We start from the raw sequence: 17452 nt of genomic DNA on the forward strand, positions 1-17452 counted from the left end.
GTTCTGCGATTTGCAAGGGATTGTATCAAAATAATTATATCGGCAATCCTACCTTACTATTGCTTCGCGCTTTTCATTCTATTCTGTCCAGCTTCCAAGATTTCTCTAATCCTAAAGCCCAAGGGCTCGCCTTTTTCCACTTTCCTTTTTGCCGAAATAATCGCTTCATCCGCTCCCTCGGGAACAAATGCTTCCCATTTCGCTCCCTTCTGTGTTCCCCACCAATCCATCCGCTCGCTATAGCACCAAACATATTCATCCGTCGTATAGAGAGAATAATATACATTGTGTTCAAACCAACGAGCTCTCTCCTCCGGGGTTAGAAAGTGGCTGAGCCTTCCCCATTCATATTCCTTCGGTATTAATCCGAAGTAGAAATCCATATATAGAGCGAAGCCAGCTTGAACCTGCGTTGCGTATTTTCTTCTATTTTCCGGGGCAATTAAAGAGAGCGCCCTTTGACGCATAAGATGATAGGCGGTTAGATAATCAATTTGGTCGCGATAATAATAGGCTGGCTCGTTTCCATCTATAATAACGACTTGGGAATTCGCAGCGTCCAGCATCCCATTTAGAAAAGCTGGAAGCAAACCGTATCCTTCTTGGGAAAGCCTGTTCATCCTCTCTATGGGGTCGGGGATATCAACGATGTGTCCGAGAATGCTTGTTTGGAAGAATGTGAGGATGCGGACATCGGGAAACTCCGATTGGATAGCCTTCATAAAGCGAGCACCACATTCCCGCACCCTCTTCCAATAATCTTCAAAGCTCTTCGTCTTGGAATTTGGAAGGCTTGGATAATGCCAAGGGTTGCCATTGTATGGCTCGGGGTCAAAGCAGATTCCCTTCAATCCTCCCGCTTTCGCAATTGAGGCAATTAATCGGATGTTTCGCTCGGCTGCTCTCCAATCGCTCTCGTTGAACCAATCCCAGTCCTTTTCTCTTGTTCCCCATACCAAGACGAAGTTCTCGGTGAAGCGAGTGAATTTTGTTGCCTTTAAATTTGCGAGGTCTTCCTCATACTCCTTCGGCTCGGCAACTTTCTTGCAGAAGATGTGAGCTGGATAGGATTTCCAACCTCCCTTGAAACGTAAAACTATTCCATCAAAGGGGAACCTCTCCATATTGCGGATGTTTCTGCGAACGAAATCGGTATAGGGAACATCCCAACCATACTCAATTAGCTTTTTTCGGACTCTATCATATTGTCCAAAAGCCAAGGGGAGCAAACACAAGCACAAAATCATGACTTGAAACCTCGTAATTTTTACTTCACCTCCATAGCGAATTCTCTTATAATGTTAAATTAAAAATTAAAAAATGTTAAATCAAAAAAGCGCTCTTAAAGATGTGAATACTCTCAAAAGGGGAGCTTTTCTGCTTCTTCTCTTTATTTCCCTTTTATCCTTCCCCATTAAATATCCTTCGCCCGTGGGCTTCGTCAACGATTTCGCCGGCGTTATTGATGAGGAATCTAAAAGGAAAATGGAGGAGATAATAAAATTCGTTGAGGAGAAAACCAGCGCTGAGATGGCAGTGGTGACTATAAAGAGCCTTGAAGGGGAAACAGTTGAGGGATACGCCAATCAGCTCTTCAATAAATGGGGAATTGGAAAGAAAAAAGAGGATAATGGGGTGCTCATATTAATCGCTATAAAGGAAAGGAAGATAAGAATAGAGGTGGGATATGGGTTAGAACCGATTTTACCCGACGGGCTTTGTGGGGAGATAATAAGAAAGGATATGGTTCCATTATTAAAAGAAGGGAAATACGGGGAAGCTCTATTGAGGGCTACGGAAAGAGTCGCTGAGGTTATCACTACTAAATACAAAGTTGCCCTGCCTGAGGAATACCAACCAATCCCCACACTTCCAAAAAGCCCTAATTTGCTTGATACTCTTTTTTCTTTTGCTCTTATGTTTTTCCTCGTGTTCCCTTTGATTTTTCTTATAATTGGGCTTATCGTTGCCAAGACCGGCTTTTTAGCGGGGCTTAAAATCTTTCTATTTTTTGTGTTTTTTGGTGTATTTGCAACTGCACTTTTTATCGCTTTTGTCATTGAGCCACTTTCAAAGGGTTTGGGGATAGAAAAAGGACCTCTTGTTTTCTTGGGAATCTTTTATCTATTCCAGATTTTATTTATATACAGACTCTTTCGCTTCCCTTATCTACACGCTAAGTCAAGAAAAAAAGGGAAGAAGGAAAAGATCACGGGTTTCTGGTCTATTTTCGGGTCAGGTGGCGGCGGCGGTTTCTTCGGGGGAGGTGGTTTCGGTGGTGGAGGAGGATTCGGCGGTTTCGGGGGAGGTTCAAGCGGAGGCGGAGGAGCCTCCGGAAGCTGGTGAAAGGAGGTGATTTCTTTTGTTTGAGAAGATAGACTCTCTCAGTAGGTTGCCAAAACAGGCAAGGGAAGAGTTGAAAAACTTTTGCCATAGCTTAAAAGAACTCCTTGGCAATGACCTATTGGGCTTGCTTCTTTATGGCAGCGCGCTCAGGGATGACTATGTTCCAAATCACTCAGACATAAACATTTTAGTTCTTGTTAAGGAAGTTGATGTTTCTTTATTGCGGAAAGTTGCACCTTTAGTCGCAAGAGCAAATCGGAGAGCACTTATAGAGCCCCTGTTCCTCACGCCGGAGTATATTGAAAATTCCCTGGACACCTTCCCTCTGGAATATCTGGACATAAAGAGGCAAAATCTTCTGCTTTATGGTGAAGATATATTCACAAAGATTGAGGTCAATAGGGAAGACCTTCGGTTGCAGGTGGAGAGGGAATGGAAGCTAAATTATATCCGTCTACAGCAGGCTTATCTTCGTTCTTATAATGATGTGGAAGCGTTAAAGAATATAATGATAAAATCCTTCAACTCCTTTACCCATCTACTCTCCGCCATTTACTATATAAAAGATTCCCTGCCTGAGGAAAGGCACCAGATATGGGATGGTTTGGTGAAGGAGTTCTTTATCAGAGAGGAAATCATCAATTATCTGAAAAGCTTGCGGGAAAGAAAAGAAAAAATTGGGAAAGAAGAGATTCATTACAGGTTCAACGAGTATCTCAAGATGATGGAGAGGATTATGTTCGCCTTGGAATCTTTGTGAAAGGAGGAATAATTTTATGAGAAAATCTCTTGCCATTTTCATAATCGTTCTCCTTCTCTGCGTTTTCCTCTACGCTATTGTTAAGGTGCAATACAATCACATCGTTTATCTTGACCAACAGGTTAGGGAGAGATGGGCACAGGTGGAAAATGTCCTCCAGAGGAGAAACGATTTAATTCCCAACCTCGTAGCGACTGTAAAGGGCTATGCGAAACATGAGAAGGAGATTTTTGAGAAAGTCGCGGAGGCAAGGGCTAAGCTGGCGGGGGCGAGGACTGTGGAAGAAAGGGCAAGGGCTGAGTATGAGCTAAGCGGAGCATTGAACAGGCTCTTGATGATAGTGGAGAACTATCCCCAATTGAAAGCATCTGAGAATTTCCTTCGCCTGCAGGACGAGCTGGCTGGAACAGAGAACCGCATCGCAGTGGAGAGAATGAGATATAATGAAGCTGTTAGGGAGTATAATAGAGCGGTGAAGAGCATACCAATCGTCTTCTTTATGCGTTTCCTTCCGTTCGATAAAGAGAAGCCTTATTTCCAAGCAGAGGCAACTGCAAGCAAGCCGCCGAAGGTAGAATTCTAAAAGAGAAAGTGAAGATAGGAACATAAGCAACGAAACCATTTGATATTAGTTTGTAAAAATAAAGTTTATCAAGAGAAGTCAAAATGCTCTTAGACCATTTGCTTATTTATAAATTCTGAAAACAAACCCTAAACGATTGGAACTTTTTCTCTTTCAAATTCGTCAAATTATTGAACCTGCAAAAGAGGGAGATAAAAAATGGGTAGAAAGTTATTGTGGACTTTCCTCATTGCCCTCGGTGCCTTTCTCTACGCCGATGGCGGTTTCGTGTGGGATATTGACACTGAACCAAGCATTGACGATGCCGACCAGAAAGCGATTATACTCTACAATAAAGGTTGGGAAACACTCATAATCTCCATCAGCTACCGAGGAATAGAATCCAACTTCGCCTGGCTTTTGCCCACTCCCGCACCTCCAGAGGTATCAGTTGCCCCACGCGATATATTCAACGAAGTTGACAGGATTGCCACCCAAATCAAGGAAGATGTAAAGGACATCACTTTGGATTCTTTACCCCTCAATAGTGGGGTAGGGGATGTAAAAGTGAGGGAGAGAAAACAAATAGGATTATATGATATAGCCGTTATCTCCTCGGACGACCCAAATGCTCTATTCCGGTGGTGCCAAAGTCAAGGCTTCGTCATCTCTTCCACTGCGCTTCCAATCATAAAGTATTACATAGATAGAGGCTGGTGCTTCACCGCTGTGAGGATAAACGGCCATGGGATGGGAAGAATGGGGGTATTGGAAGGGGAATTCGCCCCTATCCAGCTGAAATTTCCCTCTAAACGCATAGTTTATCCCCTAAAAATAAGCTACATAAATAGATTCTCCCTCAGCCCGAGGGTAGCCATTTACGATGAGATATGTGGTCATCCTGTGCTTTTCGGAAAGGAGAAGGAAGAGTTAGCGAAAAAGGTTTGGGAGAGAGTGATGGATGATATAACAAATCAAAGGCAGTTTGAGGGGAGCATACTTTATCGTCTCGGCTTTATGGAACTTCAAAATGCATATCAAACTGCTCTTATGCAGGGAAACCCTCAATTGCTCCAACCACTTGTTGAACTATATATAAAGGAGGACGCCGAGAAGCTGAGCGATAAAGAACGCAACTTGTTAGTTCTCTATGTCATCGCCCCTTTCAAGGTGGAAATAGGAAAGGAAACGAACGCCCAGCTTTCCAGCTTCCTTGAGATACCTTATTCGTTTAAAGTGAAGACAAAGACGATTGGAGAATATTTGGTTCACAATGGTGAGGATGACTTTCCCCTTCCGAAGAAAGCATTCATAACGAAGGTTTACGGCAATCCCTTCTTTGCCTCCTTCCAAGATGACCTAATCTTGGTCCGTTCCTTGGAAAGCCTGAAATTTTCCGCCTTCCTTATCATCTTCTTCGGCTCACTTATATTCGTCATTGTGGGAGGACATCTCCAACACAATCGTCTACAAGTTATCTCTGAGGATTTAAGAGAAGAGTTGAAAAAACTTAAAGCGTTGTGGGAGGAAAGGGGAAGTGTCATAATGAGATTGATGAATATTGTTTTTGATTATGTGAAGGATAAATCGCTATTAGAGGAAATTGCAAGAGCAGAACGGCTTTTCCTTCAAGGGGAAACGCTTCAGGAAAAGGCTAAATGGGAAATGGAGATGAAGGTTCTTCTTGAGAGATTATTCAAAATATTGGACGATTTGAAAGATGTCAAAATAGAGGAAGCTTCACTATTGCGTGAGCGATTGCTGAAAATGGAGAGGGATATCTCGCTTCAAATGATAAAATGTGGGAAATTGGCTAAAGAGTACGAGAAGCTATCAAGAAGCATACCGATTGTGTTTTTCCTAAAGAAAGAGAGTAACTTATTCACATAGAATCTGCGTCTAATAAGTAGGAAGGGAAATGATGCAGAGAATGAATCCCTTAATTGTTATTATTATGATTACTTTCTTTTTATTCGCCGATGGCGGCTTTCTAAGCAAATCCCCCCTGTATTTAGAAGCAGAAGACCAGACGGCGCTTATTTATTTCTCCAACAATAGGGAAACCCTCATCCTATCAACTTCATACACGGGAAAAGCAGCCGACTTCTCATGGCTCATTCCCACTCCCTCCAAGCCAAAAGTTTCAAAGCCTCCGAAGAATATACTCAAAGAGGTTGAAAAGCTTTATACGACTATTGAGGAAGCGAGAAGGATGGCACAAATCAAATCCAGTATACCAGTTATGGGCGGACCCGAAATGATGACTAAAGTTTTGGAGAGAAAAAAGTTGGGATATTACGATATAGCTGTTCTTTCCTCTCCTTCCCCGGATGAGCTTTATAAATGGTGCCAAAAAGAAGGGTATAAATTGCCAGCCTTATCCCCCTCAATAATCAAGCCCTATACGGATAAAGGGTGGTATTTCGTCGCCGTCAAGCTGGATTTGAAAGTTTTCGGTAGGGAGAAAGTGGAAGGAGAATTGGAGCCAATCAGATTGGACTTCTCTTCTGAGAAGATTGTTTTCCCCGCCCTGCTTACCAAATTAAATCGCTACCAAATTGACCCGAAGCTGGAGAATTATGATTTATGGTGGAAAAAGGAAGTGAGTATTCCTACCTTCTCCATTAGCTCCTACGCCTTAGACCCCGAGATATCCCGTATCCCCTTTGTGGAGGCTGTAGCTAAGCAGACGAGAAAGGATATAATTGAGAGAAAACCTTTTGAAAAATCCCTTCTATATCGGTTGGGGCACAACGATTTGGCGACTAAACTTGGATACGAGGAGGTTCTAAGAGGCAATCTGGAATTGGAGGAATTCATTAAAAGGATTTCCTTTGACATTCAATTTAACTTGGTTGATTCGTCCCAAAAGGAAAGGTTTTACGCCACCATCTATATTCTCTCTCCCTATAGAGTAGCTTTTGATGATACAAAAGCGGGAAACGGGGAAGACGAGTTATTCGCTGTCCCCCATATTTACGAAGTTTCACCCCATCAAATCAAGACGCATTTGACAGATGAAAAAGGAAAGCCGCTCTTCAATCCCAAAGGAAATATGTTTCTAACTAAATACGATATTTTTGCTAAACTATCCACTATCAAAGACGACTTTTATTTCCTGAAATCAAATGAAATGGAGGCTTCGGCATTTTCTTCCACTTGGGAAATAGAGACAGGGCAGAGGAAAAGGACGATGTTGGAGTTTACTATGGAAAGATATTTTAAGCCCTTTTTCTCCGCCCTCAATAATGTCCTTTGGTTCGTCTACCTCTCCATCTTGGCATTCCTCGTTAATCCTTTCGTGATTCTCTTCTTTATCTTCTCCATAGCTTATAAAAAGCATCCAAGCTTCACGATAAACGCATCAAGATTGACTTCCCAATTCCTTGCTTTTCTCTGGTTTTTGGTCTCCGCTATAATCCTTTTTCTCATCAATTTTTACAACGCCGATGTGGAACTGGAGAAAATAAACCCAGTTGCCTATTTATGGAACACAAGAGGATATCCGCTATATGTTTTGTCTTCCTTCCTTGTTATCTATGCGGGTATCCTCGTATTTGCTTTACTAAATAAAAAGGAGGCGAAAAAGGGATGAGAAAACTCCTTCCCCTCCTCTTTTTAGCCATTCTCTCGTTCGCAGATGGGTTTATCATCTGGAAGGAAACATCCCCTTTAGAGAGGGCGGACCAGCGTGCCTTCATCTATTATGATGAGGGCAAGGAAACCCTCATCCTTTCCATCAGTTATAGGGGAGCGGGAAACGATTTTGCCTGGCTGATTCCAACTCCTTCAGTTCCCATTGTTTCAAAGGCACCCGACGACTTCTTCCAACGGCTTGACGCAATGCTGATTGCCCTTGGTGGCTATCCTGAAATTAGAGCAGGACATTGGGGAAATGAGGAAGCAGGCATCCCGATGGGAGATGCGGATATTGAGGTCATCTCACGACAGAAGATAGGAATTTACGATGTAGCGGTCATTAAATCAACCGACCCATACGCTCTCAAAAACTGGTTGGATAAAGAAGGCTACAAGCTTCCCTCTTCCGCACCTAACATTTTAAAGCCATATATAGAAAAGAAATGGTGTTTCGTTGTGGTGAAAATATCTAAAGACGAATTTCAGGGTAGAAGAGTAGGGGAGGGGAATCTTAACCCAATAAGGATAGACTTTGCTACATCTACAATCCTTTATCCCCTTCGCGTCAGCTTCTTGAATAGGGAATATTTGAGCTCAAACATCAGCAAAATAGACTCCTATGTTGGGCACATCGTCATATTCGGGAAGGAATGGGAGGTAACAACAAATAGGATAATGGAAAAGCTCAAAAACGAAGTTGCAAAAAGGACTCCATTTGAGAACACCCATCTTCAGCTTCTCGGTTTTGACGAGCTGAAGAAACCCTACCTGAAGTGGATAAAGGGGGAGATGGAGCAAGAGGATTTTTTGAATTTAGTGAGGATGGTCATAGCCAATAGACTTTTGGAAATCGCGGAAAGAGAGCAAAATCAAATTGAAGTGATAGTGGTTGCTCCCTATAGAGTTTCCCCTTCGAGGAAGATATCAGATACCTTGAGGGATTCCTTTAGAGTAGTTGTTTCCTTTGATATCAAACCCGGCGTTTTGGAGAAATATTTGGTTGACAAGAATAAAAAACCCCTATTCCATCCCCGTCAGAGCCTTTATCTAACTCGCCTCTCCGCCAAAGTTCCTTTCGCTCTCTTGACCGATGACCTCGTTTTGGAGAAAACCACAAAGATTTCCTCCCTTCCCGAGATAGCCCATTGAAATACATCAATCTATTGCCACCTTAATTAAATCGTCAACTGGAGCGTAATCATCAAGGAGAACGGGAACATCCGTTATCTTTATCTCATAAGTAATCAAAGCGGAAGCGATGGAGACGAGGTAGGGTATCTTTTCGTTCTGCAATTTCTTCGCCCTTTCTACAATCTCGTTCTTGCTCAGTTTCCTTTCATTCGTGGCTACAAGGATTATATTCCTGCTTACCTCTCTGTCATATTTATCTGGTTTTTCGTAGGGATAGACAACAGGAAAGGCATACACCGTATTGAAAACCCTCTTCAAAGTCTTGTATTGAGAACGGGGATATCTGCTTTTGCTTCCCGATACACTTCCTATCACATTACATATTACGACTCCTTTGGGTTGAAGATGCTTCTTAACTATATCCATAAATTCCTTTGTTGTGAGATGGAATGGGATGGCTTCCGCGAAGTAGGCATCCAGAATTATAATATCGTATTTCTCTTTTGAGCGGTTGAGATAAACCCTTCCATCCTCCACATAGACTTTAAGCTTCTCATCTTCTTTGAGATTGAAATATTTCTTTGCCATCTTCACCACATCGGGGTCTAACTCAACGATGTCAATTTGTAGATTGGGATAGAACTTCCTGAATTGGCGAGGACCAGTTGCCCCTCCACAACCAATGAAGAGGACCTTCTTGGCATCGGGAGCGAATACAAGCCCGAGATGAAATCCATCTGTATAGGGAGCTATGCTCGTCAAATTGTCCTTTTTTGAAACCCCGCTCTGGATAGTGCGATTGAACTGCATAACCCGCCAATCCTTATCCTCTCCGATTAAGATGTAGTGATATAGGCTTTCCTTCGTTTCTATAACTCTGAATGTATTTATATCAACAAGATACCCAGCATTCGCGAGAGAGGAAAGGAGAAGGCAAATGAGAAGGATTTTGGGGCGAAAGGGGAAAAGAGAGAGTCCGAGAAGGATTAGAACAGCTCCCAGACCGACGATTATGAGGTGGAGGCGAAAAAGGGCGATGAGATAGAAGGAGGTTGCGAGCGTCCCCACAACGCTTCCCACTGTGGAGATAGCGTATAGGTTGCCAGCGGTTTTTCCGACATCGCCGAGAGCGAGGGTTGAAAGTTTGATGGCAAAGGGGGAAACCATACCAAGGAGGATTGCGGGAAGGACGAAGAGAACGGTTGAAGCTAAGAGGGAACCCCATTTTGTATGCCATCCCCAGCTGGCAATGGTTTGGCAGAGAGGACGAAAATAATAGGCGAGGGAGAGGATTACGATTCCGCTAAAGAAGATTATTAAGCCGAGGATTCTCGCCGATGGTTTTCTATCGGCGATTCTTCCTCCGAGGTAATAGCCGAGGCTTAGGGCGAGGAGGAAGATGCTGATGAGGCTACCAGTGACATAGATTGAGCTTCCGAAGTAGGGAGGAAGCATTCTGAAGCCGAGCATCTCAAGACACATTATCCCAGCTCCGCAAATGAAGACAGTGAAGCCCATAGCAATCCTCATGAAATACACCTCTCTTAAATTTTAGACTTTTTCATTAAATTAGACGATTTTTTATTTGCCGAGTTTGAAAATATACCCTTTAGAATTAAGATTTTCCTTTTTCTCTTACAATGGGTAGAAGGAGAGGGGGTATTACCTTATTTGCCAAGCTAAAGAGAGCTTTAACCAATTTTTTGCCACAAATTACATAACTATCATCAGCTATGAAGATGGAGATATAATGTAAAATTGTCAAGATATTTGCTTTTTGCAATAAAATACGGAAAGATATTCGTTCTCCCCATTGAGGAGGTAATACGGCTTTGTCACAGGATAAAAAGTCCTTTAAATTTTCAGATTAAAAAGCTCCTTAGGATTGTCCCTCAATAGGCGGTTAGCTATGTGAAGGGCTTCATCTTCCTCAAAATATCCTTCCTCAACTTTCTCTATGAGAACTCTCGCTATATCCTCTCTCGCAATGCGGGAATGGGCATATGCTCCTTCAACGAAGATGTAATCACCGCCGAAGCCCATTATTTTGTTCTGGGGGACCGTCTCAAGCCATTCGTGTAAAGCCCTTCGTGCAACGCTTGGAGAGATGATGTGAAGCCAACACATATCTATATATACATTTTGGAAGTTCTTCGCCAAAGTTGCGAGCTCGGATGTATAGGGATATCCACCATGGAAGATGTCAAATTTCGCTTCTTTATACTCCAAGAAAAGGTTGACAAGATGAACGGGATTTGCATTGGTTATTATATTGGCGTTTCCCTCTTGAAGACCGGTGTGAATAGTTATCGGCAAATTATAGCTTATAGCTCGCCTTATCACTTGATGCATTATGAAGTCCTGTAATGGCTTCGCCTCTTCCCAACTCAGTCCCTCGCCCAAGTGAGAGAAGATGCGATTGAAGAGAACTTCCGCCTCGCTTTTGCTTACCTTATCGTAACGCAAAATCCTGCTATATGCTAATCCGCTCTTTATTCCGACCGCTCCCGCCTTCACATCCCTTTCAAAGGCTACATCCAAAGCTTGGAGAAAATCGTCAAGAGAATGAATTGATATATCATAGCTTCTCTCCAAAGAATTGATATCCCACTTGGAACGAGTTGAGATGAAATGGTCATAATAAGCAACAGGCAGGAAAAGCTCCCTATCAACATCCATAGTTCCGACATATTGGAGTGAAATGGCTATGTTTCCTCTCTCCTTCAGAACATAGCGATACCATCCCTTCCTCTGCGATTCCCTCAATTTATCGGTTATTGCCTGATATGTATCTTCGTTTATATCCTCAATTCCAAATAAATCCCTAACAGCGATGATGAGAGCCTTCGCATAAGCGGTATTGCGTATTTGGTTCCAATAGGGAGAGAAATCCTTCCATCTTTCCTCAAGGGAGATGGAAGGATTTCTTATTTTATCCAGTGTTGCCTGTGGCATTCCCGCGGAGACGAGGTCTGAGGATGCGTAATGGGCGAAGAAGTAGAAAATATCTATTGGGCGGCTATTCCTTTCCTCTTCAGACATCAAGTGTTCGTGCGTATCAACGATAGGGATTTTGTAAATTTCCTCTTTTAAAATTTCCTTGAAGTTCATTTTCAATCATCTCCTTCTCACCAAGACCATATAGGATTTTTATCAATAACGAAACCAAGCCAATTGCTGTGGATGTATTCGCTATTGAACCATTTCACATGCCCATCGGCGAAGAGGATATTCGCACCATTGCTATGCCGAGCGAATGTTTCAACTGCCAGAGAAGGATTACAGCCCACGGCACAAATGTTGGCGTAGGCCACTCTCCACCAGGTAGCCCAAGGTCTTCCGCTATCATCGTAAGCGGCTGCGTCATCGGCATGGGCGGAATCCGATACGAGAGCGGTTGTAGAGGGCTCAGGAATTTGCGCCTCGGTCCTTCCTGGGTCTAGCAGGTTGGTTTGAGGAGTGAAAATAAGCCAATTTGCTGTCCAGCGTCCATAAGTTACGGGTGTGTTATACCAGCCGGGAGGAACCTGCCAAGCTCCAATCCAATCTCTGTAGGAGGGACAGGAAAATATATCCTGATTTCGGACATATGGGAACAGCTGTTGATACCAACGTGCTATGTAGATATACCCCTGCCAAACAGGCCAAGCAAATCCTCCTTTCCAAGCCGAGCCGCATGGCAGCATCCCGTCGTAGTCCTGTTGATACATCATTATCGCCATACCGATTTGCTTCAGATTGGATAGGCAGGCAGATTGTCTTGCTTTCTCCCTTGCTTTGCTGAAGGCTGGGAAGAGTATACCGGCGAGAATCGTGATGATTGCTATAACAACAAGAAGCTCTATTAAAGTGAAGCCCTTCCTTTTCAACTTTTTCACCTCCTTTCCTTAAACGCGGTTTTATAAAGTTTAAACTTTTCTCTAAAAATTACAACAAAATTTTTGTTTTTACTATTTTCTTAATTTATAGCCTAATCCCCAAACAAATTCGTTATTTGAGAATATATCCTCCACCCCGAGCTGGAGATAAGGGTTTTCCCCGATATTAAGATAGAAATCTCCTTTAGGGTAGTTCAAATCATATACATTCAAGGACAAATAGGGAGGCAAATCCATCCCTATACCGGGCTTTGCCCGAATTATCCCTCCCCTCAAATTTATTTTGCCCAAATCCCATATCTTTTGGAGCTCGAACTTGTTGCTTTCCCCGATGTCCCAAAGTCCAAGGGTTAATCCCTGATAGGGAAGATAAATCTGCGGGCTGAGCCTCAGATTTTCCCTTTTCTCGTTGAAGGTGAGGGACGCGCCTGGCTCAATCTGGAGCTTGCCCAATCCCTTCACTTTCTTTGATGTCTCCTGAAGCAGAATCTTTGCCTCTTCCAATGCTTCCTTGGCAGTTTTTACGCTCGCTTGTATGTCTTGGATGAATTCTTTATTCCCCGTCAGCTGTTTCACATCATTGGTTATGCTCTCAAGATTTGCCATAGTTTTCTCCAGGGAAATTGAGGCGGATTCTATATTGCTCACTATAGCTTCGCTCCTTGCAGAAGCTTTCCTAACATCCTGGACTATCTCCTCCAGCTGACTTGATATTGAGAGAAGACGCCCCCTTAGCTCCCTTGTGGTCTCCTGAATGTTCTTCGTCGCCTGAACTATATTCTCCCTGCTTTCCCCAAACATATCCCTCAGGAAGCCAGTTGCCCCCCTTATGTTGCTGGTAGTCTGTGCTAAATTTTCCCGATTTTCTAAAAGGATTTTATTAGCGTTTTGAGCAAGAGAGGAGATGTTATCCACTGCCTTAGTTGCTCTTGATATCAGCTCTCCAGCTCCCTTTACCGCATTGCTTATCTCCTCCTTCAGAAGCGAGCTTGCCGTCTTCTGGAAAGAAGTTATTTCCTCCCTCAACGTGCTTACAAGCGATTGTATGTTACTCGTCATTTCCTCCAAGCTTATTGGTATCTCGCCCGAAACGGTTTGCCCCTCCGCAACTTTCGTTCCCCTTGGCTCACGAGGCTTAATATCAATATATCTCTCGCCGAAAATTGGAACAGCTATCTTTATAGAGTATCCTGAATAAATTTCCACTCCTCTTCTCAGGCGCACTTTGACAAATGCTTTTGCATCGGGTGTAAGTGAGACTTTAATCACTCTACCTACTTCAACTCCCGAAAGGCGAACCGGTGCTCCTTCCTGCAGGCCGCTTGCATCTGAGAAAATTATGTTTAACTCGTATCCTTTCCCCGTCGTCCACCAGCCCTGAATAGCGAAGATTACGATAATAGCTAATATTATGGCGAGCAGGAAGAAAATACCAACTTTAAGTTCGTTTATCCTCTTATCAACCATAACATCACTCCCTTTCTTTCATCTCTTCCTCAAAAATCTTTTTATCCATTCGTCATCCGTTCTCCTCAACTCCTCTGGCGAAGCAACTTTTATTATCTTCCCATCCCGCAAAACACCCACTCTATCGCAAATTGAGAAGAGCGATTCAATATCGTGAGTAACAACTATTGAAGTGACTCGGAATTGGTTTCTCGTATTTACTATGAGCTCTTCAATGGTGAACGCCGTTGGCGGGTCCAAGCCAGCCGTTGGCTCGTCATAGAGGATGATTTCGGGGTCAAGGGCGAGAGCCCTCGCAAGAGCTACCCTCTTTTGCATACCACCAGATAATTGATGTGGATAGAGCTCTTCCACATCAACTAATCCGACAGCACGCAACTTTTCCCTTGCTCTCTTCTTTGCTTCCTCTTCCGAAATCTTGAGATGGCGCAGAAGGGGAAAAGCGACATTTTCCCAAACCTTGAGGGAATCGAAAAGAGCGGAATATTGAAAGACCATACCGATTTTCCTTCTAACCTCGTTCAATTCGGTCTCGCTCATTTGGAGAATATTTTTGCCATTTATTATTATTTCTCCCTCTTTTGGCTCTATGAGACGAAGGATTAAACGAAGGAGGGTGGTCTTGCCTTCGCCTGAGGGTCCCACTATGCCCATTATCTCCCCTTTATACACATCCAAATAAACGCCATCTAATATTCTTTTTCCGTTAACTTCGTATATAAGGTTTCTAATTTCTATCGCCTTCTCCATAGCTACTTTGGAGGGAACATTATCCTGGCGAGAATGAAATCGCTCGCAAAGATTAGGATTATTGATATTACGACTGAGGAAGTAGTTGCTCTGCCCACGGCCTCAGCTCCTCCCTCCGTTCTCAACCCTTCCCTACAACCTACGAGAGCGATTATCAATCCGAAGAAGAAAGCTTTTATCAAACCCATAAAGAAGTCGTAGGGTTTGAGATAATGAAGGATAGAGGAGATGTAAGAAGCGGAGGGAACGCCGTAATTAATTGCCACGATATATCCACCGAGGTCTCCTATTAGATTTGCGTAAACCGTCATTATCACGAGCACAAGTGAACTTGCTATTACCCGGGGTAGAACAAGGTATTGGATTGGACTTATGCCGATTGCTCTTAAAGCGTCCACCTGTTCTGTGACCTTCATGGAACCTATCTCCGCTGCCATAGCGGAACCAGCTCTCGCAGCTACAACTACCCCGCTTAGAACAGGGGCAACCTCTCTTGCCATAGCTATAGCAACACCTGCCCCAATATAGTAGGAAAGCCCCAGCTCAACGGACGCGGTAGCAGTGTAGAGAGCGGACACCATTCCTGAGAAGGCAACGGTAAGGAGAGCTATTGGCAGAGATTGAACGCCTATTACATACATCTGCTTAATGGTTTCTTTCCTTTCCAATTCGCCTTTAAAGAAGTAGGAGAGACCAGAGGAAAATAGAACCCAGAGGTCTGCCCAAAAGCGAAAGAAAGAAAGAGCATAACCGGTCATTTGCTTTAATTTTAATTCCAACTCACAATGTTGGTCAAGAATAGCATAATCTTAAACAATGGAGGAAGTGGAGACCCCCGAAGGAAGGATTCCCACTTCCCAGTTCCTAGTTTGTGCTGGAAAGTCCCTTTCTTCGGTTGCTTGTGAATGTAAACTGCCTACCGCTTTTCGTTCCATGCAAATAACCTTATTAATTACTTTTAGACCATCCTTTATCCTCTTATCCTCTTTTTCCTCCGAAACCCGTCTCGTTGTCCCCTATTAGTTTGTTGAGATGATAGCTCGTTTTCATACCCCCTGAACTATTAAATCCACTTTAAGCTTTAAAACCGCTCCCGGACATTTGCGCGCCGTAAAAGGAAGATGTCACTTTAATAAGTAGGGGAAAGACTGTTATCCGTGATGGAGAAAAAAGAGATGAGCTTCCGATAAACTCAGGAGGAGAGGCGGGTATGATTTAGTCCAAAACAAGATGGAGAATAGCTCAGTAATGCTCGCCTGACAATATATGAACTGTGGGCTTTCGCGAAATAGTGCACTCATCGGGATAAAGCAAGAGCACATCGGTGGGCAGAACGAGAACCAGCGTTAGAGGAAAAAATAAAGCGTTTACAAACAAAAATCTACCCAAAAGTCAAAGCAGTTTATAATTGCAAAACACAGTTGTTTTCGCGAATGTTTTACCGACTTTCTTCTCTCTTTTAAAAGTATTATCATATAACAGAAACAGATTAAACTTCAAGAGGAGGAATCTTATGGACAAAGAGAAGATATATTTAGAGAGATTGGCAAGATATACTACCGCCCTGCAAAACGAGATGCCTGATAGGGTTCCAATAAGGCCTTTCGTCGCTGAATTCGTTGCTAAATACGCGGGGTATACCTGCCAGGAAGTAACCCACGACTACGAAAAAGCATTTGATGCTACCCTAAAGTGTTGTAGGGATTTCGATTGGGATGCAACTGTGCCAAATATGGTTTATGTTTGGACGGGATTGACGCAAGCCATTGGGCTCCAATACTACGCCATTCCAGGAATTGATATACCACCAGATTTCGGCTTCCAATATCTTGAGCCTCCCGAGGAAAAAGCCTTTATGAAGGCTGACGAATATGACCAACTCATAGCCGACCCTACCGCCTTTCTTTACCAGGTTTGGCTGCCACGTGTCTCGCAGGAGACCGTGCCGATGGGAGAACCAGTGACATATCGCAATAATCTTTCCTTTGTGAAGGGCGGCATGGCTATGATGAAATACTTTAGCGCGCTTGGAACGCAGGTGGAGAGAATGCGCAGGGAAACGGGAACGGTCTCTGCTATCTCCGGAATTTTAAAAGCACCCTTTGATATCATAGCTGATAAGCTACGAGGCTATATAGGGCTCACTATGGATATGTTCACTCAACCGGAGAAGGTCCTTAAGGCTTGTGAAGCTCTTCAACCCCATCTCTTCAATATAGCGCTTTCCACCGCAGACCCAAATAAGCAAGTTCCGATCGGCTTTTGGATGCACAGGGGATGTGTTCCCTTCGTGAATATGGAGACATTTCGCTCCCACTATTGGCCAACTTTAAAACCGATAATAGAGGAGCTCTGGCGGCATGGACACCAAGTTCTCTTCTATGCCGAGGGCAATTGGGATGCCCATCTTGACAGCTTCGCTGAATTGCCCGAGAGAAGCATCGTCCTCCACATAGATAGAGGGAATATATTTGAGGCAAAGAGAAAACTTGGGGATAAATTCTGCTTGAGCGGAGGAATTCCAAACGACCTATTGAGCTATGGAACGGAGGAAGAGGTTAGGGCTTATTGCAAGAAGATAATAGATGAGGTCGCTAAAGATGGAGGTTATATACTGGATGCAAGCGCTATCATTCAGAACGACGCGAAAATTGAGAATATCAGAGCGATGACCGAGTTCGCAAGGGAATATGGCGTCTATTCAAGAGGGCACTCAAGAATTCAGGAGATAAAGGAAAATCCCGGTGAACCAAAGATAAAATATAAACCCATGGTTTGTATTCCCTGGGAGGAAAAACTGAAGGAATTACCACAAATTCAGGGAGATGCTGAACTATGCAAAAGAATTTGGGAAGAGATTGAATCGTTAGCCTATACATATATCTGGCAAATTCTCCTATCATTTTAAGGAGGTGATTT

The 17452-nt window shown here is 43.4% G+C and carries 14 protein-coding genes; 7 read left to right on the top strand and 7 right to left on the bottom strand.

The window, feature by feature from the left end; genetic code table 11:
* Positions 1 to 56 precede the first annotated feature (56 nt).
* Complete coding sequence (locus H5T88_04990; GenBank protein MBC7329699.1) at positions 57 to 1247, bottom strand: hypothetical protein; 1191 nt, start codon at positions 1245 to 1247, stop codon at positions 57 to 59.
* A gap of 73 nt (positions 1248 to 1320) precedes the next feature.
* On the opposite strand from H5T88_04990, the gene H5T88_04995 reads away from it, so the two are divergent.
* The 6 genes from H5T88_04995 to H5T88_05020 all read left to right on the top strand — a co-directional run bounded on the left by H5T88_04995 (position 1321) and on the right by H5T88_05020 (position 8456).
* Positions 1321 to 2346, top strand: a complete 1026-nt coding sequence (locus tag H5T88_04995) for a TPM domain-containing protein (protein ID MBC7329700.1) — start codon at positions 1321 to 1323, stop codon at positions 2344 to 2346.
* Positions 2347 to 2362: 16 nt separating this feature from the next.
* Positions 2363 to 3106 carry a hypothetical protein gene (locus tag H5T88_05000; protein MBC7329701.1) on the top strand — a complete coding sequence of 248 codons (744 nt, stop codon included), beginning with the start codon at positions 2363 to 2365 and terminating at the stop codon, positions 3104 to 3106.
* A gap of 16 nt (positions 3107 to 3122) precedes the next feature.
* Entirely contained in the window at positions 3123 to 3689 is a 567-nt protein-coding gene (locus H5T88_05005) for a LemA family protein (protein ID MBC7329702.1), read from the top strand.
* Positions 3690 to 3887: 198 nt separating this feature from the next.
* Positions 3888 to 5558, top strand: coding sequence for a DUF2330 domain-containing protein (locus tag H5T88_05010; protein ID MBC7329703.1), 1671 nt, complete (start codon positions 3888 to 3890; stop codon positions 5556 to 5558).
* A 64-nt stretch (positions 5559 to 5622) separates the two neighbouring features.
* Positions 5623 to 7263: a DUF2330 domain-containing protein gene (locus tag H5T88_05015; protein MBC7329704.1), complete on the top strand. Its 1641-nt coding sequence runs from the start codon at positions 5623 to 5625 to the stop codon at positions 7261 to 7263.
* Positions 7260 to 8456: a DUF2330 domain-containing protein gene (locus H5T88_05020; protein MBC7329705.1), complete on the top strand. Its 1197-nt coding sequence runs from the start codon at positions 7260 to 7262 to the stop codon at positions 8454 to 8456. Before H5T88_05015 ends, H5T88_05020 begins: the two co-directional genes overlap by 4 nt.
* Positions 8457 to 8462: 6 nt before the next feature.
* Here the strand turns inward: H5T88_05020 and H5T88_05025 are convergent, their stop codons facing one another.
* The 6 genes from H5T88_05025 to H5T88_05050 form a co-directional block, all read right to left on the bottom strand.
* Positions 8463 to 9968, bottom strand: a complete 1506-nt coding sequence (locus tag H5T88_05025; GenBank protein ID MBC7329706.1) for a fused MFS/spermidine synthase — start codon at positions 9966 to 9968, stop codon at positions 8463 to 8465.
* A 324-nt stretch (positions 9969 to 10292) separates the two neighbouring features.
* The gene (locus H5T88_05030) at positions 10293 to 11549 is read right to left on the bottom strand and encodes an amidohydrolase family protein (protein MBC7329707.1); all 1257 of its coding nucleotides are present in this window, start codon (positions 11547 to 11549) and stop codon (positions 10293 to 10295) included.
* 17 nt (positions 11550 to 11566) lie between these two features.
* The gene (locus tag H5T88_05035; GenBank protein MBC7329708.1) at positions 11567 to 12307 is read right to left on the bottom strand and encodes a DUF1559 domain-containing protein; all 741 of its coding nucleotides are present in this window, start codon (positions 12305 to 12307) and stop codon (positions 11567 to 11569) included.
* Positions 12308 to 12388: 81 nt separating this feature from the next.
* A complete protein-coding gene (locus H5T88_05040; GenBank protein MBC7329709.1) occupies positions 12389 to 13783 on the bottom strand; it encodes an MCE family protein in 1395 nt (464 codons plus the stop codon).
* Between the two features lie 18 nt (positions 13784 to 13801).
* On the bottom strand, positions 13802 to 14533 hold the full coding sequence (locus H5T88_05045) for an ATP-binding cassette domain-containing protein (protein ID MBC7329710.1): 732 nt from the start codon (positions 14531 to 14533) through the stop codon (positions 13802 to 13804).
* A gap of 2 nt (positions 14534 to 14535) precedes the next feature.
* A complete protein-coding gene (locus tag H5T88_05050; GenBank protein MBC7329711.1) occupies positions 14536 to 15291 on the bottom strand; it encodes an ABC transporter permease in 756 nt (251 codons plus the stop codon).
* A 755-nt stretch (positions 15292 to 16046) separates the two neighbouring features.
* Here H5T88_05050 and H5T88_05055 point away from each other — a divergent pair.
* Complete coding sequence (locus tag H5T88_05055) at positions 16047 to 17441, top strand: hypothetical protein (protein ID MBC7329712.1); 1395 nt, start codon at positions 16047 to 16049, stop codon at positions 17439 to 17441.
* Positions 17442 to 17452: the final 11 nt, after the last annotated feature.

Source organism: bacterium (genome assembly GCA_014360495.1).
Lineage (GTDB): Bacteria > Armatimonadota > JACIXR01 > JACIXR01 > JACIXR01 > JACIXR01.